Genomic DNA, 20221 nt, shown 5'->3' on the forward strand with positions numbered 1-20221 from the left:
CGCGGTACAGCATTGGCAGCCCTTTAATCGAGTCGAACTTTTCTGATTCTTCAGAACTCTGAAAGGTCAGAAGGCGCTGGTTTCGTCAGAAAAATCTGTGCGCCAAGTCAGAAAAAGGCGTTTGCCGTGTAATATCCGTCCAAAGCTGCAAACACCCTGCCGGCCCCGAAGCGGCCCCACCAAGAGCGATCTACATGCAAGCAAAGGCCCGTGAAGTTTATGTGCCACCGGTGCTGCAAGATCTGCGAGCCGGCACTGCCGAACTGCACATCGCACTGGAAAAACGTCTTCCTTTTTTCTCCGATACCCTCGATTCCAACGCTTTTTTGCTGCTGATGCAGGCCTACTACGGCTTTTATCGGCCGATGGAAAGCGCATTGCTCGACAGTGGCGTGATCCCGGTCGATTTCGATCTTGCGCCGCGTCTCAAGGCGCCGACCCTGTTCAATGATCTGAGGGCCCAAGGCCTGTCGGTCGAGGCTATCGCCCGTTTGCCGCTGTGTCAGGCGCTGCCCGTGATCGACTCCAGCGCTGCCTGTCTGGGAGTGACGTACGTGCTGGAAGGGGCAACCCTCGGCGGGCAGATCCTGCGTCGCGAAATCGCCTCGCGGTTGAGCCTGAACGCCGCTAACGGTGCGGCCTTCCTCGATATTTATGGCTCCGCCACCGGCCGCCGCTGGCGCGATTTCATTGAATACCTGGGCAGTCGATCGCTGGATGCAAGCGAACGTGAAGCCGTGGTTGCGGCGGCCCGAACCACATTCAGTTGTTTCGAGCGCTGGCTCGAAAGCCGGGAGGTACTGGCATGAACCCGCAAGACCAAGAAGCCTTTGAAGAACTGCTGGCCAACTGTGCCGACGAGCCGATCCGCTTTCCCGGCGCGATCCAGCCTCATGGCCTGTTGCTGACCCTGAGCGAACCGGCGCTGGAAATCATTCAGATCAGCGCCAACGTCGAGACCCTGCTGGCACGCCCGGCGCAAGAACTGATCGGCCAGCCGCTGCACCAATTGCTGGGTGAGACGCATGCGGCGGCCGTGCGCGAGGCGTTGCAACAACCGGTATTTGCCGATGCCGGACCGCTGCACTTTCGCCTCAACGGCACCGCGTTCGAAGGGTTGCTGCACCGTCATCAAGGCGTGTTGATTCTGGAACTGGAAATCCACGTCGAAAATTTCCAGCCGCGTAACGTCGCCGGCAACCAGACCCATCTGGGGCGCATGCTTCAGCGCTTGCAAGCGGCAACTTCGCTGCAGGCGCTGTACGACATCAGCGTCAAGGAAATCCAGGCAATGACCGGTTACGACCGGGTGCTGATCTACCGCTTCGAGGAGGAGGGCCACGGTCAGGTGATCGCCGAGGCGTCCGATCCGTCGATGGAAGTGTTCAACGGCCTGTTTTTCCCAGCCTCGGACATCCCCGAGCAGGCGCGCGAGCTGTACCGCACCAACTGGCTGCGAATCATCCCGAATGCCGATTACCAGCCGGTGCCGCTGGTGCCCAAGCTGCGCCCGGACACTCAGACCCCGCTGGACCTGAGTTTCGCCACCCTGCGCAGCGTTTCGCCGATTCACTGCCAGTACATGAAGAACATGGGCGTGCTGTCGTCGATGAGCATTTCGCTGCTCAAGGGCGACAAACTCTGGGGCCTGATCAGCTGCGGCAACCGCCAGCCGTTGCATGTGCCGCACGAACTGCGCAGCGCGTGCCAGACCATCGGTCAGGTGCTGTCGCTGCAGATCAGTGCAATGGAGGCGCTGGAGATCAGCCGCCAGCGCGAAGAGAAAGTCGAGGCGCTAGCGCTGCTCAATCAGGCGATGATCGACTCCCCGCAAAATGTCTTCGATGGTCTGGCGCAACAACCTCAAGTGCTGATGGCGCTGGCCGGGGCCGGGGGCATTGCGATCATCGAAGACAAGCAATTGCATCGCTACGGCAACTGCCCGGAGCCGGAGGAGATTCGCGCCCTGCACAAGTGGTTGCAGGACACCGGTGAGCCGGTATTCGCCAGCCATCATCTGGCAAGCGTCTACCCGCCGGCCGCGCAATTTCAGCAAGTGGCCAGCGGTGTACTCGCCATGAGCCTGCCCAAACCGGTGGACAACGGCGTGCTCTGGTTCCGCCCCGAGGTCAAGGAAAACATCAGCTGGAGCGGTGACCCGCGCAAGCCGCTGGATCTGGAAAACTCCGACGCCGGCCTGCGTCTGCGTCCGCGCACTTCGTTCGAAATCTGGAAAGTCGAGATGGCCGGGATCTCCACCAAATGGAGTCACGGTGATCTGTTCGCGGCCAATGACCTGCGCCGTTCGGCACTGGAAAACGACCTCGCCCGTCAGGTGCGCCGTGAGCAGGAGGCAGTGCGCGCCCGTGATGAATTGGTAGCGGTGGTTTCCCACGACCTGCGCAACCCGATGACGGTGATTTCCATGCTCTGCGGCATGATGCAGAAGACCTTCAGTTCCGACGGCCCGCATACCTCGCGGCGCATCTCCACGGCGATCGACACCATGCAGCAGGCGGCCGGGCGGATGAACACGCTACTGGAAGATCTGCTCGACACCTCGAAGATCGACGCCGGGCGCTACACGATCGCCCCGCAGACCCTGGATGTCGGGCAGATGTTCGAGGAGACCCAGTCGCTGCTCGGGCCACTGGCGCTGGACAAGGACATCAGCATCTCGTTCCAGGCCGATCCCGACCTGAAAATCCATGCCGACCCGGAGCGCCTGTTTCAGGTGCTGTCAAACCTGATCGGCAACGCGATCAAGTTCACCCCGCGCAAAGGCTCGGTGGGTGTGTTGGCGAAGTCTGACGGCAAGGAAATCGTGTTCACCGTGCGCGATACCGGCGAAGGCATTCCCAAGGAAAACCTGGCGCGGGTGTTTGATCGCTACTGGACGGTGAAGGAGGGCAACCCGACCGGAACCGGACTGGGCTTGTACATCACGCAGGGGATTGTTGAAGCCCACGGCGGGCGGATCGAGGCCAGCAGCGAGCCGGGTGAGGGCACTGAGTTTCGGTTTACGGTGCCGGCGATGCTCTCCGGGGAATGAAGAAATCCGTGCCACGTTAAACGGGGCACGGATTTTGGGTGGTTAGCCCAGATCGCTCAACGACATGAACACGTGTTTCGGCATCGGTACAAATCGATTGTTGCGCAGTTGGCTGATCGCATACACCGCGCTGGCGGTACGACCATTGCCGTCGCCGAAGCCTTGAAAACCGGCGATGGCCGCCAGCAAGTGTTTGTCGACGTGCTCATGGGCGGCATCGAGCGTCTTCAGATGTTGTTCCAGCGAAGCATAACCGCTGATGCTGCCACCATATTTTGTTGGCTGTCCTACCTCGCGCACAGACTCCGCCAGTTGAGGCACCAATCGAGCGTGGATCTCTTTGACCACGGTCGCATCGGTGAGCGATTTATTGTTGTTCGTATACTCGCGCAGGATCGCGACAATGTGCTCCAGTTCGTTGTCGGAGGACGAACCCTTGACCATCCAGGCTCCGGCTCTCTGCGCATTGTCGGTGAAACCCTGCGGGTTGAACGCCGTTTCGGGCATCACGTCGCTGTAGGGTGGCTTGCCCAGATCCAGCTTCAAGACGCTTTGCTGATGATTCTTCAGATAGATGACTTTCCTGGATTCAAGCTCGGCCATTGATCCAAGTATTTCCGAATAGTCACCAGCTTTTGTAGTGAACTTTGTGCCGTTGAACCGGGGGCCTCTGCTTTTGGTGAAGCTGATCAGTACGTCGTTCGCCGCGGCATGACCTATTAACGATTCCAGTTGCTGGAATCCCTTTGAGGACTGAGTCGCTTCCCTCGTTGCAGCGTTGAACAGATGCTGCAGTTCTGTCGCATTGCCGCCCTTGGGTATGGAAACAACGTCCTGGCTCAGGCGTGTGACGAGCTGTTCGACTGTTTCGAGTGCATCATCCTTGAACAATGCCCGTGCATGCGCCAGCGTCGGCAACGTCATGCGAATCTCCGCTGCAACCCCGGTCTTGCTCAGGGCCTTGACCAGGTCGTACGAGCCGCTGCTGGTACTGCTCAGCGCTCGGAGTTGTCCGGCTCCGGCCCGGATGACGGTATGGCCGAAATGGCTGAGTTTCATCACGCCTTTACCGACCAGTCTGGCACCACCGTAAACCAGCTTCGGAACGCCATCGAGCGGATTGAACACCGACAGCGCTACGCTTGCGCCGACCTTGCTCAGGCTTAACAGTCTTGTACTGCTGCCCAGCGCCTTGCTGAACGGCCCCAGCGCTCCGGCAAAGACGAAGAGGATCGCGGTAAGGTCCATCACACAGCTGAATATGGCACCGCTACGAAGATCCGGATCACCGGAGGACAGGCCCCTGATGCACTGACGGAACGGGATGACGATGTCGAGAAAGGTTTCGGTGACGTTGTCCCAGTCATCATGTTTTTTCTCCAGGGCAGGTCTGTCGTAACTGATTGCATAAAACTGATCGTAATGGGTCGGGGGATTATGTTCGGCAATGATTTCGCCGATCTTGTTGAAACGCTCCGAGTTGAAACTGTGCATAGGGCTACGCGTGAAGGGGAGCGCGTCGTCAGGTTCATCGAATTCGGCAAAGCGTTCGAGAATGATGCCCGGCCTGTCTCGCAGCTCCTCGCCCAAGGGGGGCTGGCCTTCGAAGTAGGCGGTTTTTTCGATTCGCGTGGAAAGATACGTCAGCGACTTGAAGTCGCTGTCGCCGTTCGGTCCCTCGGTAAACCATCCATACTCATCAGTTGTATGGCCACGGATGTAAGCTTCAGCCAGTGCCGGATTATTTCGGCAAATGCCTTGCAGAGGGAATACTTCAAAGCAGTAAAAATGCAATCCATACTTGCAAAACAGCATGTTGCCGAAACGCGCTGTTAAACGTGGGTCAAAAGGTACGAAGTTACTATTTTTCGGGGAGTGTGAGGTAACTTCGCGAACGCTGAATATGGCCGCCTTGCCAAATTCAAGTGCCATCCGTTCTTCCAGTGACAATCGTGAAAGTGTCAGGCGCACAGTGGTATTGATGGCCGTTTTGTATTGTTTGAAGTGTTCTTTTACTTTTGCCTTGTAAATGTCGTTGATTGGCTCGAGTGTCAGCAGATCCGGATACGCCTTGTAGATACTTGTTCCGGATTGCCTGTCATAGCCCTTTTTGAACAGCAAGTTGCGGGTCATATAAACATCAAGCACGGAATGATAGTTGCGTTTGTATCCGTATTCGACCGGCAACGCTATCTGCATCATCGGGTCGCAACCAACGTCGTACAGCTCGGCTTTCGCCAGCTTGCGCCGGCTGACCGGTGGGGTGGCGATCGTTGTCAGTGCGGTGTTGATCGCCTCGATGTGGGCGTTGTATTGGGTGGCTGCCTGCTTGAACAGCTCCTGGGTTGGCAGGTCATTGGCATTCTCCGGTTCCAGGCCATTCAGCATCGACCAGTCCATGATGCCTCGCAGGTTCGCCCAGTCATGCAGGGTCTGCTGTTGCGCACTGGTGGGCAAAATCGCGCCCAATTCAAGCAGCTTGTCATAGGACATCTGACTGGACAGGCCAGGCGCGATGCTCTCGGCCAGACTTACCGATTTGCGCAGAATTACCCAGCCTGGCGTGCCGATCTGTAGCGTCGTGGGTGTCCTGACCAGGAACTCGGGCGCAAGTCCGGCGAGGATCAGTTCCAGCGTCATGGGAGCTGCATATTCCTTGATACGTCGGCGTCCGAGTGCCTGTTCCAGTGCCAGGTTGACCTCATGGGAGGTAGCCTGCACGTAACCTGGGTTATAGATATTTTGCTCGATGAAATTCTGGTTCTTGTCATCGCGACCCAACGACAAATCCAGCATGACCGCTGCGACCAGCAGGCGACTGCGCTGCGCTGTGCTCAGCACAGTCGCATTGGCCATGGACGGTCCATTCAACGCTTCAAGGCAGGACTGGACGAAAGCTCTGGCTTCTTCGGTCTCGATCAGCAATTCCCAGGCGCGACGCGGGTATTCACGCAGGGCTGTCGGCGTCTCTTTCTTGAGCAGTGCACCCGCCAGATAATTGATCAGCGGTTCCGTGCGCGGCTCGCCCTTGTCCATCAGCTTATGGATGACCTGATAGATAGCCGATTGCTGATCTTCGTCGATGCACAGCTCTGTTGCGCCGGTTTCGTTCGATATCCCCCAGTAGTTGCCATGCGTGGGCGGCAGCGGCAACGTCAGTTCGAGCCAGGCAATCAGGTTTTGCAACTGGTCTGCGGTCTCGGGCAGGTTCAGTTGCTGGAACTGCAGCCAGTTGAGCAAGGGCAGACGGTCGCTTGAAGACACGATGCCACCTGTCATGACTGCACTGCTGGCCAGCAGTTGCAGGTCGGCTTTCAACGAATCAATCTCGTTGATCTGCTGGGTGATATCAATGCGCTCGATAAACGTCCCGACAGTTGTTTCGATTTCATGGACTTGAAAGATTTCCCCCTTTTTATTGACCAGTGTCCAGTTGTCATCATTGATTTCTAACGTATCGACGATTGCAACGAATTGTGGCTGACGTACCAGTTGGCGCAGGACGATGTGTGCCGAAAAATGCGCTTGATTGAATAGACTTCCCTCAAGAGTCGATATGCACAGTTGTTTGTTATTAACACGGTTGGTGGGGTAGGCATAGTTGTCGCTGGCCTTGGCCTTTTCCCACTTTTCGAGCATGGCTCTCATTGTCTGCGCAATAGCACGTCGCTCAAGTTGCTCACTTGATAGAGGTGCCGGGGTAAAAAGATTGGTTAAAGTCGTCATTGGGTGTCAGTCCATCCATGGCTATATAGGTGGGTCAATAAACGGGTATGGCGAAGTTTTGTTTTCGCATGGCGACTATATCGGCGCAGTCAGGGTTTGTTCTGCAGTATTGGTTTCAATGTATGTTTCCTGTCGGTCGATACGAGGGCAATTTTGTTCAATACAGGAGGCTATGCCTTAGTTAGCCTGAGTCTCTTTCTCCCCAATCTGCGGCAGGTGCGTTATGAGTCTGATTGTGTCGATGGCGGCGTTCGCGCTAGTGGCGTCCATAACCCCGGGCCCGGTGAACATCGTCGCGCTGAGTTCCGGTGCGCAGTTCGGCTTTCGGGCCAGTCAGCGGCACGTGGCGGGAGCGACGCTGGGGTTTGTGTTGTTGCTGGTGCTGATGGGCCTGGGCCTGCATGAAGTCCTGAAACTGTGGCCATTCCTGACCCGGGTGGTGCAATTGGCCGGGGTGGCGTTTCTGTTGTTCATGGCCTGGAAGCTGGCTGCCGATGACGGCCAGTTGCATGCCGGCGAGGCGGGGCGGGCGCCGTCGATGTTGTACGGCGCGGTGATGCAATGGCTCAACCCGAAAGCCTGGCTGGCCTGTGTGGCAGGGATGGGCGCGTTTGTCGCCGATGGCGAGGCGCGGTTGGTCTGGCAGTTCGCCGCGGTGTATCTGGTGATCTGTTATCTGTCGGTCGGTTGCTGGGTCTATGCCGGGACGTTTCTGCGTGGGTATCTGGGCAATCCGAAGGGGATGCGCCTGTTCAATCGGTTGATGGCCTTGTTGCTGGCGGCGAGCGCGGGTTATCTGCTGTTGCCGTGAGCCCGGCGCCAGGGTCAGCCGCGATACTGGCCGGGTGTTGCCGCCAGATGCTGTTTGAATGCGCGCTGAAAATGCGCCTGATCGGCAAACCCTGCTTCCAGTGCGACATCGGCAATCAACTGGCCGCTGCGCAGACGTTCGCGAGCAAACTGGATGCGCTGGTTGACCACAAACGCATGCGGCGTCATGCCGTAATGCTGCTTGAACGCTCGGATCAGATACGACGGTGACAACTGCGCCGCCGTGCAGATGTCCTCCAGGCTGAGCAGGTCAGTGCAGTGTTCGCGGATGAAGTCGGCGGCGCGTTCGAGCTTGAAATTCGGCTCGCGTAACGGTGGTTCAGCCGGGTTCAAGCGTAGTTGCAGATCGCTGAAAAACTCCACCGCTGCGCTGTGTTTGCGCAGTACGTCCTGCTGCTCGTCGACCAGTGTGACGTAAAGCCCTTGCAGGTCACGAAACAGTCGCGGGTCATCCAGATGAGTAGTGGAGAACCGCCGAAACTCCAGCTCCGCACTGAACCCCAGTTGATGCTGCAAATCCGTCAGCCACGGCGTCTCCACATACAACATCAGGTACGACCACGGCTGATCATCGATCGGATTGCAGGCATGCACGTCTCCTGGATTCATCAGCACCACCGTACCGTCGGCGACTTCGAACCGCGATTGCTCATGCACATAAATGCTGCGCCCCGCCGTGATCGCGCCGATCGAAAAATGCGCATGGGAATGGCGCGAGTAGCAGACCTCACGGCCATCGGCGATGGCCCGCGCTTCGATGAAGGGCAGGGCAGCGTCCCGCCAGAAGCGTGGGGCTTTTTCAGGATTTTTGGCGGCAGCGTGTTTCATCGTTATGGTTCCCGGCAGGCCAGAACCGGAGTGTATTAGCTCTGGCCGGCAAAGGCCCGCTCCAGTTCGGCGATGTCGAGTTTTTTCATCTTGAACATGGCCTGCATCGCCCGTTGCGACTTGCTGGTATCGGGGTCTTGCATCATGTGCATGAACGCCACCGGCACGATCTGCCACGACACCCCGAACTGGTCCTTGAGCCAGCCGCATTGCTGCGCCTCGACCGGCCCACCGGCCGACAGGTTGCCCCAGAAGTGGTCGACTTCTTCCTGATTCTGGCAATTGACCTGAAACGAAATGGCTTCACTGAATTTGAACATCGGTCCGCCATTGAGACCAGTGAAGGTCTGGCCGTCGAGTTCGAAACTGACGGTCATCACGGTGCCTTCCGGCTTGCCGTGAAACTCCTGACCGACCTTGCTGTAGTGGGTAAGGCCGGTAATTTTCGAATGGTCGAAGATCAAGCAATAGAACTTCGCCGCCGCTTCGGCCTGATCGTCGAACCACAGGCACGGCGTGAGTTTTTGAAAGCGTTGCATGGCAGTCATCCTCGGCAGGTTAGACACGCAGGATTATCAGCGTAGTCAGTCCTTGGTCGAAGGGCGGTGCCGTAGATCGACAAGTGCGTCGCTTGCTGACAAACCCTGTAGGAGTGAGCCTGCTCGCGATGGCGTAGGGTCAGGCAACGCCTATGCAAGCTGCGACGACGCCATCGCGAGCAGGCTCACTCCTACAAGGAGCGCCGTTCGGCGATCAGCAACAGTGACTGCGGCACCGGGCTTTGCGGGTGCTGCGGTTCCTGCAGGCTGACAATTTGAAAACCTGCCATGTCCAGCGCGTTGCACCAGCTCGACAGCGTGCGGAAATACCACGGCATCGGCTGCCACTGACCCTTGAACCCGGCAAAGGATTCTTCTCGCCAGCCGTCCTGATAATCGCCTGCGGCAACCGCCCACGGGTGCAGGGTCTGGATGATCATGGCACCGCCGGGAGCCAGCAACGCATGCATCGCGGCGAGCAATGGAATGATCTCCTGATGCAGCAGCGAGAAGTTGGCGCAGATCAAATCGTAATCACGACCGATGTCGACTTCGGCCTCGACCAGCGTCTGGTAACTGGCGACATGCACACTGGCTGAACCGGCCGTGCGTGCCGCCTCGATCAGTGTCGCATCGCCGTCGACGCCTGCCACATTGATACCGCGATCCGCCAGCGCCCGCAACAACCAGCCTTCGCCGCAGCCCAGATCCAGCACGCACTCCGGTTGGCGGCCCATGATCGCCAGCAGGATCGCCTGATCGGTGACCTGCTGACGGCTTTCGATGGCACCGCTGCGGATCACTTCGATCCAGGCATCAGCGTTGGCGTGCCAGCTCTGTAACAAGATGGATTCGGGGGAGGGCATGGCGCTGTCTCCGGCAAAGGCAGAATGTGGGCGTTGGCTTGTACGACTGCTATGGTCAAAGGCTGAACAGAGTCTGGCAGAGGATAGACACCATGAGCCCATTAACTGGCGGCTGCCTGTGCGGCGATGTGCGTTTCGAAGCATCAGGCGAACCTTACCGCGTCGGGATCTGCCACTGTCTCGACTGCCGCAAACACCACGGCGCGTTGTTTCATGCCTCGGCGATATTTCCCGAGAATGCGCTGACCGTCAGTGGCAAGACCGGCGAGTATCAAGGGCGGGTGTTCTGTCCGCGCTGTGGGTCGCCGGTACTGGCACGTTCGGGGGATGAAATTGAAGTCAATGTCGGCTCGCTGGACGCGCCGAACCAGTTCAAGCCGACTTATGAGCTGTGGACTGTGCGGCGTGAGTCATGGTTGCCGGCGCTGCCATTGGCCCACCACTACGAACGTGATCGCGAAGGCACGGGGCGCACCGAGGAATAGCAAAAAGTCCGGGCAATACCGAGTCCCCTGGTGGGAGCGGGCTTGCTCGCGAAGGCGGTGGGTCAGCCAACTCGATATCGACAGACCGATTGCCTTCGCGAGCAAGCCCGCTCCCACAGGATTTGTGTTGGATGGATAGAAGTGTGTACACCACCGACCATGGTGGGAGCGAGCTTGCTCGCGAATACGGTGGGTCAGCCAACCCGAGTCCGACAGACAGACTGCCTTCGCGAGCGAGCCCGCTCCCACAGGATTTGTGTTGGATAGATAGAAGTGTGTACACCACCGACTATGGTGGGAGCGAGCTTGCTCGCGAAAGCGGTGGTTCAGCCAACTCGATATCGACAGACCGATTGCCTTCGCGAGCAAGCCCGCTCCCACAGGATTTGTGTTGGATAGATAGAGGTGTGTACCCCACCGACCTTGGTGGGAGCGGGCTTGCTCGCGAAAGCGGTGGTTCAGTCAACCCGATGTCGACAGACCGATTGCCTTCGCGAGCAAGCCCGCTCCCACAGGATTTGTGTTGGATAGATAGAGGTGTGTACCCCACCGACCTTGGTGGGAGCGGGCTTGCTCGCGAAAGCGGTGGTTCAGCCAACTCGATGTCGACAGACCGATTGCCTTCGCGAGCAAGCCCGCTCCCACAGGATTTGTGTTGGATAGATAGAGGTGTGCACGCCACCGACTATGGTGGGAGCGGGCTTGCTCGCGAAAGCGGTGGTTCAGTCAACCTGATATCGACAGACCGATTGCCTTCGCGAGCAAGCCCGTTCCTACAGGGGAGTCAGCTGACTTCGGTTATCTCAACCGCGAATAAACGCCAGCAGATCCGCATTGATCGTCTCCGCCTCAGTCGTCGGCATCCCGTGCGGAAACCCCGGATACGACTTCAACGTGCCATTTGGCAGCAGTTTCGCCGACAAAGGCCCGGAGTTTGCGTACGGCACGATCTGATCATCCTCGCCGTGCATCACCAGCACCGGCACGGTGACCTTCTTCAGGTCTTCAGTGAAATCGGTCTGCGAGAACGCGACGATCCCGTCGTGATGCGCCTTGGCCCCGCCGATCATGCCCTGACGCCACCAGTTGCTGATGATCCCTTCCGAAGGCGTGGCCCCCGGGCGGTTGTAGCCGTAGAACGGGCCAGTGGGAATGTCGCGATAGAACTGCGCACGATTGGCCGCCAGTTGCGCCTGAAAATCATCGAACACCGATTTCGGCAAGCCACCCGGATTGCTCTCGGTCTTGACCATCAACGGAGGCACTGCGCTGATCAACACGCCTTTGGCGACGTTGTCCTGACCATGACGGGCGATGTAGTGAATGACCTCGCCGCCGCCGGTGGAGTGGCCGACATGCACCACGTTCTTCAACCCCAGGTGCTGAACCACCGCCAGCACATCGTCGGCGTAATGGTCCATGTCGTGGCCGTCCCAGACCTGGCTCGACCGTCCGTGCCCGCGACGGTCATGGGCAATCACCCGAAAGCCCTTGGCCAGAAAGAACAGCATCTGCGCATCCCAGTCGTCCGCGCTGAGCGGCCAGCCGTGGTGGAAGTGGATCACCGGGGCGTCCTTCGGCCCCCAGTCTTTGTAGAAAATATCGACGCCGTCTTTGGTGGTGACAAATCCCATGTTCGCGACTCCTGACCAAGGTGATGGGTTACCGCGCTCGTCGCAGAACGGTCGTGAGGGTTCGGATGAGCGCCTTTATCAGCCAGAGGATTAAAGTCGACATTTTGGCGTTGAGGCATGACCGGTGGTCGCCACGTCTGGCTTCACGCGCAAATTAGGCTTTGCTGAAAGGGATAAGCCGAGGCGCGCACAGGCTTTGCTGACCGTAGCGACGCCCCTTCAGAACACCGTGAGTCTGAGGAAAATCCCCGATGCTGACCTTGAATATCAATGGCAAGGATCAGGAACTCGATGTGCCGGCCGACATGCCGTTGCTCTGGGTCCTGCGAGATGTGGCGCACCTGACTGGTACCAAATTCGGCTGCGGCATGGCTCAGTGTGGCGCCTGTACCGTACACGTCGATGGCGCGCCGCTGCGTGCCTGTATCACGCCCGCCACCGCCGTGGCCCACGGCCAGAAAATCCTCACCATAGAAGGACTGTCCACCGACGGCTCGCACCCGGTGCAGCAGGCCTGGGCCGAACTCGACGTGGTGCAGTGTGGTTACTGCCAGTCCGGGCAGATCATGTCTGCCGCCGCGCTGCTGGCGAAAATCCCCAAACCCACCGACAGCGATATCGATCAGGCGCTCTCCGGCAATATTTGCCGCTGCGGTACCTATCCGCGGATCCGTGCGGCGGTCAAGCGCGCGTCCGAAATCGGCTGATGCATGTTTGGAGAAGGCTGATGAACAGTCCTGTATCGCGTCGCGGGTTTCTCAAGGGCAGTGCCGTGTTGGGTGGCGGTCTGGTGGTGGCATTTGCCGTCCCCGGTGCCCATCGTTTTGCCCTGGCAGCGGAGAATGAAGGCAAGGTCTTCGCGCCGAATGCGTTTTTGCGTATCGGCGCTGACAACAGCGTCACGGTGTTGCTCGGGCATTCTGAAATGGGCCAGGGCATCTGGACCGGTCTGACCATGCTGATCGCCGAAGAGCTGGACGCCGACTGGTCGAAGATCCGCGTCGAACACTCGCCGGCCTCGGCGGCCAATTACGGCATGCCGGCGTTTGGCGGGATGCAGATTACCGGCGGCTCGACCTCGACCTGGATGGAGTTCGACCGTTACCGGCTCGCCGGGGCCACGGCGCGGCAGATGCTGGTGGAAGCGGCGGCCAAGCGCTTTAACGTCGCTGCGTCGACGATTCGCACCGAGTCGGGTGTAGTGATCGCCGGCGATAAACGTGCGACGTACGGCGAACTGGCGGACGCCGCCGGGCAACTGCCAGTGCCGGATCCAAAGTCGATCACCTTCAAGGAGGCCAAGGACTGGAAAGTCATCGGCAAACCGACCAAGCGTCTCGACACCCCGGAGAAAATCACCGGCCGCGCCAGGTTCGGCATGGACGTGCAATTCGAGGGCTTGATGACCGCGATGGTCGCGCGCGCGCCGGTGTTCGGTGCCACGGTCAAATCCTTCGAGGGCGCCGAGGCGCTGGCGGTGCCGGGCGTGCACAAGGTCGTGCAAGTGCCGACCGGCGTGGCGGTGATTGCCGTGCATTATTGGGCGGCGAAACTCGGACGCGATGCGCTGAAGGTCGATTGGGATCTCGGGCCGCACGCTGACCTGAGCAGCCAGGGCCTGCTCGACAGTTTCCGCAAACTGGCGGCGACACCGGGCACTTCCGCCAGTCAGGCTGGGGATCCGCAGGGCAACTTCGACAAGTCGGCGAAGAAAATCGATGTCGAATACAGCGTGCCGTATCTGGCGCACGCACCGATGGAACCGCTGAACTGTACGGTAAAGATCAGCGCCGAAAAGTGTGAGATCTGGACCGGCACGCAATTCCAGACCCTCGACCAGATGGTCGCCGGCAAGATCACCGGGCTCAAACCGGAGCAGGTGGAGATTCATACCGAGTTTCTCGGTGGCGGATTCGGGCGGCGGGCCAATCCGACCTCGGACTTCGTCGCCGAAGCGGTGCAAGTGGCGAAAGCCGCCGGGCTGCCGGTGAAAACCGTGTGGTCGCGCGAGGATGACATTCGCGGCGGTTATTATCGCTCGATGTTCCTGCATCAGGCGCGCATCGGCCTCGACGGGCAGGGCATGCCGCTGAGCTGGCAGCATGTGCTGGTCGGCCAGTCGATCATGGCCGGCACCATGCTCGAACAGACCATGGTCAAGAACGGCATCGATTCGACTTCGGTCGAAGGCGTGGCCGACAGCCCGTATATCAAGGGCCTGGCCCATCAGCAGGTCGAGCTGCATTCGCCGCAGACCGGGATCAATGTACTGTGGCTGCGTTCGGTGGGGCACAGCCACACCGCGTTCGTCATGGAGTCGCTGATCGATGAGATGGCCACGGCTGCGGGCAAGGACCCGGTCGAATATCGACGCACCTTGCTCAAGGACCATGCGCGGCACCTCGGGGTGCTGAATCTGGCGGTGGAGAAGGCCAACTGGAAAGCGCCGTTGCCGGACGGACATGCGTTGGGTGTGGCGGTGCACGAGTCGTTCGGCAGTTATGTGGCGCAGGTGGCCGAGGTCTCTCAGGACAATCTGGCGATCCGCGTGCACCGCGTGGTGTGTGCGGTGGACTGTGGGATCGCGGTCAACCCGCAGAGCATCGCGGCGCAGATGGAATCGTGCATCACTTTTGGCCTGGGCATGGCGCTGCACAGCAAGCTGACGGTCAAGGATGGCGCGGTGGTGCAGTCCAATTATCACGATTACCAGGTGCTGCGGATCAACGAGATGCCGCTGGTCGAGGTGCATATCGTGCCCAGCAGCGACAAGCCCGGCGGCATCGGCGAGGCCGGGGTTCCGCCCACCGCGCCGGCGGTGGCCAACGCGGTGTATGCGCTGACCGGGCAACGCTTGCGTGAACTGCCGCTGCAACTGTCGGGGGTGTGAGATGAAACGACATCTGCTGTTGGGCACGATGATGTTGCTGGGGCTGGGCGGCTATGCCTCGGACCTGTTCGCCGATGATCAGGAAGCGCTCAAGGCATTCGGTACGGTGCAGAAGGTGTTCCAGAGCCCGCGCTGCCAGAACTGCCACATTCCCGGCGACTCGCCACTGCAATTCGATGCCGGCATTCCACACGCGATGAATGTGGTGCGCGGCATGGACGGCAAGGGCGCTGCCGGTTTGCCTTGCGCCACCTGCCATGGCGAGAGCAATCCGCCTGAAAGTTATGGCGCGCATGCACCTCCGGGAGCGCCGCACTGGAGCCTGCCGCCGGCGGCGCACAAGATGGCCTGGATCGGTCTGCCACCGGACAAGTTGTGCGCGATGATCAAGGACCGTTCGAGCAACGGCGACCGTGATTTCGCCGCACTGATCAAACATGTCAGCGACGACAAACTGGTGTTGTGGGGCTGGAATCCCGGGGCAGGGCGCGCACCGGTGCCGGTGCCGCATGACATTTTTGTGGCCCAGTTCAAGCTTTGGGCCGATGCCGGTGGGCCGTGCCCGATAGCCGGGAGTTGACGATGTGACCCTGCGCAAAATCAGGCTACTCTACGGCCACTGACTTCGATGGAGTGCGTGATGCTGGCCCCGAGTAAACCCGCCAATGAAGCTGTGCGAATCCAGGCGTTGCACGCACTGAACGTCCTGGATTCTGCGCCCGAAGAACGCTTCGACCGATTAACCCGTCTGGCCAAACGCCTGTTCAACGTGCCGATTGCGCTGGTCACGCTGGTGGACAAGGATCGGCAATGGTTCAAGTCGTGCGTCGGCCTCGACGTCAACGAAACCCCGCGTGATGTGTCGTTCTGTGGGCACGCGATTCTTCAGGACGAATTGCTGCTGGTGCCCGATGCCAAGCAGGACAAACGCTTTCATGACAATCCGCTGGTCACCGGTGAGCCGAAGATTCGTTTCTACGCGGGCTACCCGCTGACCGTGCCCAACGGCAACAAAATGGGCACGTTGTGCCTGATCGACACCAAGCCGCGCGAACTCGACGACGAGGAGCGTGCCCTGTTGCGCGATCTGGCCGGTATGGCCGAGCAGGAGTTGATGGCGGTGCAGATGGCGAATATGGACGAGCTGACGCTGCTGTCCAACCGCCGTGGCTTCAAGGCCCTCGCTCAACATGCGCTGGATGCCTGCAAGCACCGGGACAAACCGGCGACACTGCTGTTTTTCGACCTCAATGACTTCAAACACATCAATGATCACTACGGCCATGCTGAAGGCGACAGTGCGCTGAAGACCTTCGCCGATGTGCTGCGCATTGCCTTTCGCGAGAGCGACGTGATCGGGCGCCTGGGGGGCGATGAGTTCGTGGCGCTGCTGACCGGCTCCTGTCACGTCGAAACCACGGCGATCATGGCCAGGCTCAAAGAGATCCTCGACGAGCGCAACGCGACGTTGCAGCGCGGTTATGACATCCGCTTCAGCGTCGGCCAGATTGCCTACGATCCGCAACGCCACGACAGCGTCGATCGGCTGCTGGCGGATGCCGACGAGGCGATGTATGCGCACAAGCAGGCATTGAAGCGGCGCTGATTCGGGCCTCATCGCTGGCAAGCCAGCTCCCACAGATTTAGCGGCTGCCCACGAAATCCAGGCACATCGCAGAACCTTGTAGGAGTGAGCCTGCTCGCGAAAGCGTCCGGTCAGGCTATATCCATGTTGAATCTGCCGGCCTCTTCGTGAGCAAGCCCACTCCCACAGGTTTATCGGGTGCCCACAAAATTCAGGCATATCGTAAAAACATTGTGGGAGCGGGCTTGCTCGCGAAAGCGTCCGCTCAGGCTATATCCATGTCGAATGTGCCGGCCTCTTCGTGAGCAAGCCCACTCCCACAGGTTTGTCGGCTGCCCACAAAATTCAGGCATATCGTAAAAACATTGTGGGAGCGGGCTTGCTCGCGAAAGCGTCCGCTCAGGCGATATCCATGTCGAATGTGCCGGCCTCTTCGTGAGCAAGCCCACTCCCACAGGTTTGTCGGCTGCCCACAAAGTTCAGGCGCATCGCAAAACAGTGTGGGAGCGAGCTTGCTCGCGAAAACGTCCGGTCAGGCGATATCCATGTTGAATGTGCCGGCCTCTTCGTGAGCAAGCCCACTCCCACAGGTTTATCCGCTGCCCACAAAATCCAGATACACCGCAGAACCCTGTGGGAGCGGGCTTGCTCGCGAAAGCGTCCGGTCAGGCGATATCCATGTCGAATGTGCCGGCCTCTTCGTGAGCAAGCCCACTCCCACAGGTTTATCCGCTGCCCACAAAGTTCAGGCGCATCGCAAAACAGTGTGGGGGCGAGCTTGCTCGCGAAAACGTCCGGTCAGGCGATATCCATGTTGAATGTGCCAGCCTCTTCGTGAGCAAGCCCACTCCCACAGGTTTATCCGCTGCCCACAAAATTCAGGCATATCGTAAAAACATTGTGGGAGCGGGCTTGCTCGCGAAAGCGTCCGGTCAGGCGATATCCATGTTGAATGTGCCGGCCTCTTCGTGAGCAAGCCCACTCCCACAGGTTTATCGGGTGCTCACAAAATTCAGGTGCAGCGCAGAACCTTGTAGGAGTGAGCCTGCTCGCGAAAGTGTCCGGTCAGGCGATATCCATGTTGAATGTGCCAGCCTCTTCGTGAGCAAGCCCACTCCCACAGGTTTGTCGGGTGCTCACAAAATTCAGGTGCAGCGCAGAACCCTGTGGGAGCGGGCTTGCTCGCGAAAGCGTCCGGTCATGCGATATCCATGTTGAATGTGCCGGCCTCTTCGTGAGCAAGCCCACTCCCACAGGTTTATCCGCTTCAGGCTCACTCCTACAGGGGATTTGGGGCGTTCAAGAAATTGCAGGCACAAAAAACCCGCCGATTGGCGGGTTTTTTATCGGCTATCGAAGATTACTCTTCGATGTTGCCCATGGCGGTGGTGTTGAAGCCGCCGTCCACGTACATGATTTCACCGCTGATGCCCGACGCCAGGTCGGAGCACAGGAAGGCGCCGGCGTTGCCGACTTCTTCGATGGTGACGTTGCGGCGCAGTGGGGTTTGCGCTTCGTTGGCGGCCAGCATCTTGCGGAAGTTCTTGATGCCCGAGGCTGCCAGGGTGCGGATCGGGCCAGCCGATACGCAGTTGACGCGGGTGCCGTCCGGGCCCAGGGAGCCGGCCAGGTAACGTACGCCAGCTTCCAGCGAAGCTTTGGCCATGCCCATCACGTTGTAGTTCGGCATGGTGCGCTCGGCGCCCAGGTACGACAGGGTCAGCAGGCTGCCGTTGCGGCCTTTCATCATTTCGCGGCCAGCCTTGGCCAGGGCCACGAAGCTGTAGGCGCTGATGTCGTGAGCGATGCGGAAACCTTCACGGGTGGTGGCTTCGGTGAAGTCGCCGTCCAGTTGGTCGCCCGGGGCGAAGCCGACGGAGTGCACGATGCAGTCCAGGCCGTCCCACTTCTTACTCAGCGCTTCGAAGACCTTGGCGATTTCTTCATCGCTGGCCACGTCGCACGGGAAGCACAGCTCAGGGCTCGACCCCCAGCCCTGTGCGAACTCTTCAACGCGACCTTTCAGTTTGTCGTTCTGATAAGTGAAGGCAAGCTCAGCGCCCTCGCGATGCATGGCGGCAGCGATGCCGGATGCGATGGACAGCTTGCTGGCGACACCGACGATCAGTACGCGCTTACCGGCGAGAAAACCCATGTGTTGCTCCTCTTTCAGGTTATTGCGCAGTGGCTGGTGCCAAAAAAGCGGCCTCCAGCAACTGCTGTGTATACGGATGTTTGGGGGCGGCAAAAATATCTTGCGCAGCTCCCTGTTCGACCACTTGGCCATGCTTGACCACCATCAGCTGGTGGCTCAGCGCTTTGACGACAGCCAGGTCATGGCTGATGAACAAATACGTCAGGTTGTACTTGGCTTGCAGTGAACGCAACAGCTCCACCACTTGCCGCTGCACCGTGCGGTCGAGCGCGGAAGTCGGCTCGTCCAGCAGGATCAGCGCCGGTTTCAGCACCAAAGCCCGGGCAATGGCGATACGTTGCCGTTGCCCACCGGAAAATTCGTGAGGGTAGCGGTGCCGGGTTTCCGGATCCAGACCTACCTCCTTCAATGCCGCAATAATCGCCGCTTCCTGCTCGGCCGCGGTGCCCATCTTGTGAATCCGCAGGCCTTCGCCAACGATGTCGCTGACGCACATCCGCGGGCTCAGGCTGCCGAACGGGTCCTGAAACACCACCTGCATCTCCCGACGCAACGGGCGAATCTCGTTCTGCGTCAGGCAGTCTAGCTGTTTGCCCTCAAAGCGAATGGCGCCTTTGCTGCCGATCAGCCGCAAAATCGCCAGACCCAGCGTGGATTTGCCGGAACCGCTTTCCCCCACGATCCCCAGGGTCTGACCCTGAGGCAGGCTGAAATTGATGCCGTCCACTGCCTTGACGTAATCCACCGTGCGCTTGAGCAGGCCTTTCTTGATCGGGAACCAGACTTTGAGGTTCTCGACTTCGAGCAACGGCGCCCCGATTTTATTGGTCGCCGGGCCCCCGCTGGGCTCCGCACCGAGCAATTCCCGAGTGTACGGATGCTGCGGCGAACGGAACAGCTCTGCGCACGATGCCTGTTCGACGATGCAACCGCGCTGCATGACACATACGCGATGCGCAATTCTTCGCACCAGGTTCAAATCGTGACTGATCAGTAGCAGCGACATGCCCAATCGAGCCTGAAGTTCCTTGAGCAAATCGAGGATTTTCAGCTGAACGGTCACGTCCAGTGCGGTAGTCGGTTCATCGGCGATCAGCAGTTCCGGCTCGTTGGCCAACGCCATGGCGATCATCACGCGCTGGCGCTGGCCGCCGGACAGCTCGTGGGGCAGGGCCTTGAGGCGCTTGTGCGGCTCGGGTATGCCAACCATCTCCAGCAGCTCCAGGGTGCGTCTGGTCGCGACTTTGCCGCTCAGCCCCTTGTGGATGCCGAGGATCTCGTTGATCTGTTTTTCAATCGAGTGCAGCGGGTTGAGCGAGGTCATCGGCTCCTGAAAGATCATCGCGATGCGGTTGCCACGGATGTGGCGGATGGTCTTTTCGCTCAGGTCCAGCAGATTCTGCCCGGCATAGTTGATACTGCCGGCCGGATGGCGGGCCAGCGGGTAGGGCAGCAGGCGCAGGATCGAGTGCGCGGTCACCGATTTGCCCGAGCCGGATTCGCCGACCAGCGCCAGGGTTTCGCCGCGTTTGATGTCGAAGCTCACACCTTCGACCACCCGGTGCCGCCGCTCGTTGAGGCCGAACTCGACGGCGAGGTCGCGCACTTCGATCAGATTGTCCTGATTCAT

15 protein-coding genes are annotated in these 20221 nt (G+C 59.5%); 8 read left to right on the forward strand and 7 right to left on the reverse strand.

Annotated elements, in window-relative coordinates:
* Positions 1-194: 194 nt before the first annotated feature.
* The gene (locus tag ACS4NR_RS05645) at positions 195-809 is read left to right on the forward strand and encodes a biliverdin-producing heme oxygenase (RefSeq protein WP_456019331.1); all 615 of its coding nucleotides are present in this window, start codon (positions 195-197) and stop codon (positions 807-809) included.
* A complete protein-coding gene (locus ACS4NR_RS05650; protein WP_456019332.1) occupies positions 806-3052 on the forward strand; it encodes an ATP-binding protein in 2247 nt (748 codons plus the stop codon). The genes ACS4NR_RS05645 and ACS4NR_RS05650 overlap by 4 nt, the downstream gene beginning before the upstream one ends.
* A gap of 42 nt (positions 3053-3094) precedes the next feature.
* Here the strand turns inward: ACS4NR_RS05650 and ACS4NR_RS05655 are convergent, their stop codons facing one another.
* A complete protein-coding gene (locus tag ACS4NR_RS05655; protein ID WP_456019334.1) occupies positions 3095-6778 on the reverse strand; it encodes a hypothetical protein in 3684 nt (1227 codons plus the stop codon).
* Positions 6779-7001: 223 nt separating this feature from the next.
* On the opposite strand from ACS4NR_RS05655, the gene ACS4NR_RS05660 reads away from it, so the two are divergent.
* On the forward strand, positions 7002-7589 hold the full coding sequence (locus ACS4NR_RS05660; RefSeq protein WP_095139638.1) for a LysE family translocator: 588 nt from the start codon (positions 7002-7004) through the stop codon (positions 7587-7589).
* Between the two features lie 14 nt (positions 7590-7603).
* Here the strand turns inward: ACS4NR_RS05660 and ACS4NR_RS05665 are convergent, their stop codons facing one another.
* From ACS4NR_RS05665 to ACS4NR_RS05675, 3 genes are all read right to left on the reverse strand, one after another.
* Positions 7604-8437: a helix-turn-helix domain-containing protein gene (locus ACS4NR_RS05665; RefSeq protein WP_456019335.1), complete on the reverse strand. Its 834-nt coding sequence runs from the start codon at positions 8435-8437 to the stop codon at positions 7604-7606.
* 35 nt (positions 8438-8472) lie between these two features.
* Positions 8473-8976, reverse strand: a complete 504-nt coding sequence (locus ACS4NR_RS05670; protein ID WP_456019336.1) for a VOC family protein — start codon at positions 8974-8976, stop codon at positions 8473-8475.
* A gap of 191 nt (positions 8977-9167) precedes the next feature.
* Positions 9168-9842, reverse strand: a complete 675-nt coding sequence (locus ACS4NR_RS05675; RefSeq protein WP_456019337.1) for a class I SAM-dependent methyltransferase — start codon at positions 9840-9842, stop codon at positions 9168-9170.
* A 92-nt stretch (positions 9843-9934) separates the two neighbouring features.
* On the opposite strand from ACS4NR_RS05675, the gene ACS4NR_RS05680 reads away from it, so the two are divergent.
* Positions 9935-10327 (forward strand): GFA family protein, encoded by a 393-nt coding sequence (locus ACS4NR_RS05680; RefSeq protein ID WP_456019338.1) that lies wholly within the window; start codon positions 9935-9937, stop codon positions 10325-10327.
* 803 nt (positions 10328-11130) lie between these two features.
* On the opposite strand, the gene ACS4NR_RS05685 is transcribed toward ACS4NR_RS05680, so the two are convergent.
* Positions 11131-11961, reverse strand: coding sequence for an alpha/beta fold hydrolase (locus tag ACS4NR_RS05685; protein WP_456019339.1), 831 nt, complete (start codon positions 11959-11961; stop codon positions 11131-11133).
* A 251-nt stretch (positions 11962-12212) separates the two neighbouring features.
* Between ACS4NR_RS05685 and ACS4NR_RS05690 the strand changes: the two genes are divergently transcribed.
* From ACS4NR_RS05690 to ACS4NR_RS05705, 4 genes are read left to right on the forward strand one after another with little or no spacing between them, the layout of a single operon-like run.
* Positions 12213-12668 (forward strand): (2Fe-2S)-binding protein, encoded by a 456-nt coding sequence (locus ACS4NR_RS05690; protein ID WP_003224136.1) that lies wholly within the window; start codon positions 12213-12215, stop codon positions 12666-12668.
* Positions 12669-12688: 20 nt separating this feature from the next.
* A complete protein-coding gene (locus tag ACS4NR_RS05695) occupies positions 12689-14851 on the forward strand; it encodes a molybdopterin cofactor-binding domain-containing protein (protein ID WP_456019340.1) in 2163 nt (720 codons plus the stop codon).
* Between the two features lies 1 nt (position 14852).
* Complete coding sequence (locus ACS4NR_RS05700; protein ID WP_456019341.1) at positions 14853-15431, forward strand: hypothetical protein; 579 nt, start codon at positions 14853-14855, stop codon at positions 15429-15431.
* Positions 15432-15491: 60 nt separating this feature from the next.
* Positions 15492-16457 carry a sensor domain-containing diguanylate cyclase gene (locus ACS4NR_RS05705; RefSeq protein WP_095139630.1) on the forward strand — a complete coding sequence of 322 codons (966 nt, stop codon included), beginning with the start codon at positions 15492-15494 and terminating at the stop codon, positions 16455-16457.
* Positions 16458-17796: 1339 nt separating this feature from the next.
* On the opposite strand, the gene fabI is transcribed toward ACS4NR_RS05705, so the two are convergent.
* A complete protein-coding gene (gene fabI, locus ACS4NR_RS05710) occupies positions 17797-18591 on the reverse strand; it encodes an enoyl-ACP reductase FabI (RefSeq protein ID WP_053119821.1) in 795 nt (264 codons plus the stop codon).
* Between the two features lie 19 nt (positions 18592-18610).
* Positions 18611-20221 carry an ABC transporter ATP-binding protein gene (locus ACS4NR_RS05715; protein ID WP_166497918.1) on the reverse strand — a complete coding sequence of 537 codons (1611 nt, stop codon included), beginning with the start codon at positions 20219-20221 and terminating at the stop codon, positions 18611-18613.

It is taken from the genome of Pseudomonas sp. JQ36, from assembly GCF_053851495.1.

What these genes read in the sequence shown, in the direction of transcription:
- ACS4NR_RS05695 (WP_456019340.1), top strand. Translation starts at nt 12,689, where the DNA reads ATGAACAGTCCTGTATCGCGTCGCGGGTTTCTCAAGGGCAGTGCCGTG.
- ACS4NR_RS05660 (WP_095139638.1), top strand. Translation starts at nt 7,002, where the DNA reads ATGAGTCTGATTGTGTCGATGGCGGCGTTCGCGCTAGTGGCGTCCATA.
- ACS4NR_RS05685 (WP_456019339.1), bottom strand. Translation starts at nt 11,961, where the DNA reads ATGGGATTTGTCACCACCAAAGACGGCGTCGATATTTTCTACAAAGAC.
- ACS4NR_RS05645 (WP_456019331.1), top strand. Translation starts at nt 195, where the DNA reads ATGCAAGCAAAGGCCCGTGAAGTTTATGTGCCACCGGTGCTGCAAGAT.
- ACS4NR_RS05715 (WP_166497918.1), bottom strand. Translation starts at nt 20,221, where the DNA reads ATGAATCAGGACAATCTGATCGAAGTGCGCGACCTCGCCGTCGAGTTC.
- ACS4NR_RS05680 (WP_456019338.1), top strand. Translation starts at nt 9,935, where the DNA reads ATGAGCCCATTAACTGGCGGCTGCCTGTGCGGCGATGTGCGTTTCGAA.
- ACS4NR_RS05690 (WP_003224136.1), top strand. Translation starts at nt 12,213, where the DNA reads ATGCTGACCTTGAATATCAATGGCAAGGATCAGGAACTCGATGTGCCG.
- ACS4NR_RS05655 (WP_456019334.1), bottom strand. Translation starts at nt 6,778, where the DNA reads ATGACGACTTTAACCAATCTTTTTACCCCGGCACCTCTATCAAGTGAG.
- ACS4NR_RS05665 (WP_456019335.1), bottom strand. Translation starts at nt 8,437, where the DNA reads ATGAAACACGCTGCCGCCAAAAATCCTGAAAAAGCCCCACGCTTCTGG.
- ACS4NR_RS05670 (WP_456019336.1), bottom strand. Translation starts at nt 8,976, where the DNA reads ATGCAACGCTTTCAAAAACTCACGCCGTGCCTGTGGTTCGACGATCAG.
- ACS4NR_RS05700 (WP_456019341.1), top strand. Translation starts at nt 14,853, where the DNA reads ATGAAACGACATCTGCTGTTGGGCACGATGATGTTGCTGGGGCTGGGC.
- fabI (WP_053119821.1), bottom strand. Translation starts at nt 18,591, where the DNA reads ATGGGTTTTCTCGCCGGTAAGCGCGTACTGATCGTCGGTGTCGCCAGC.
- ACS4NR_RS05675 (WP_456019337.1), bottom strand. Translation starts at nt 9,842, where the DNA reads ATGCCCTCCCCCGAATCCATCTTGTTACAGAGCTGGCACGCCAACGCT.
- ACS4NR_RS05705 (WP_095139630.1), top strand. Translation starts at nt 15,492, where the DNA reads ATGCTGGCCCCGAGTAAACCCGCCAATGAAGCTGTGCGAATCCAGGCG.
- ACS4NR_RS05650 (WP_456019332.1), top strand. Translation starts at nt 806, where the DNA reads ATGAACCCGCAAGACCAAGAAGCCTTTGAAGAACTGCTGGCCAACTGT.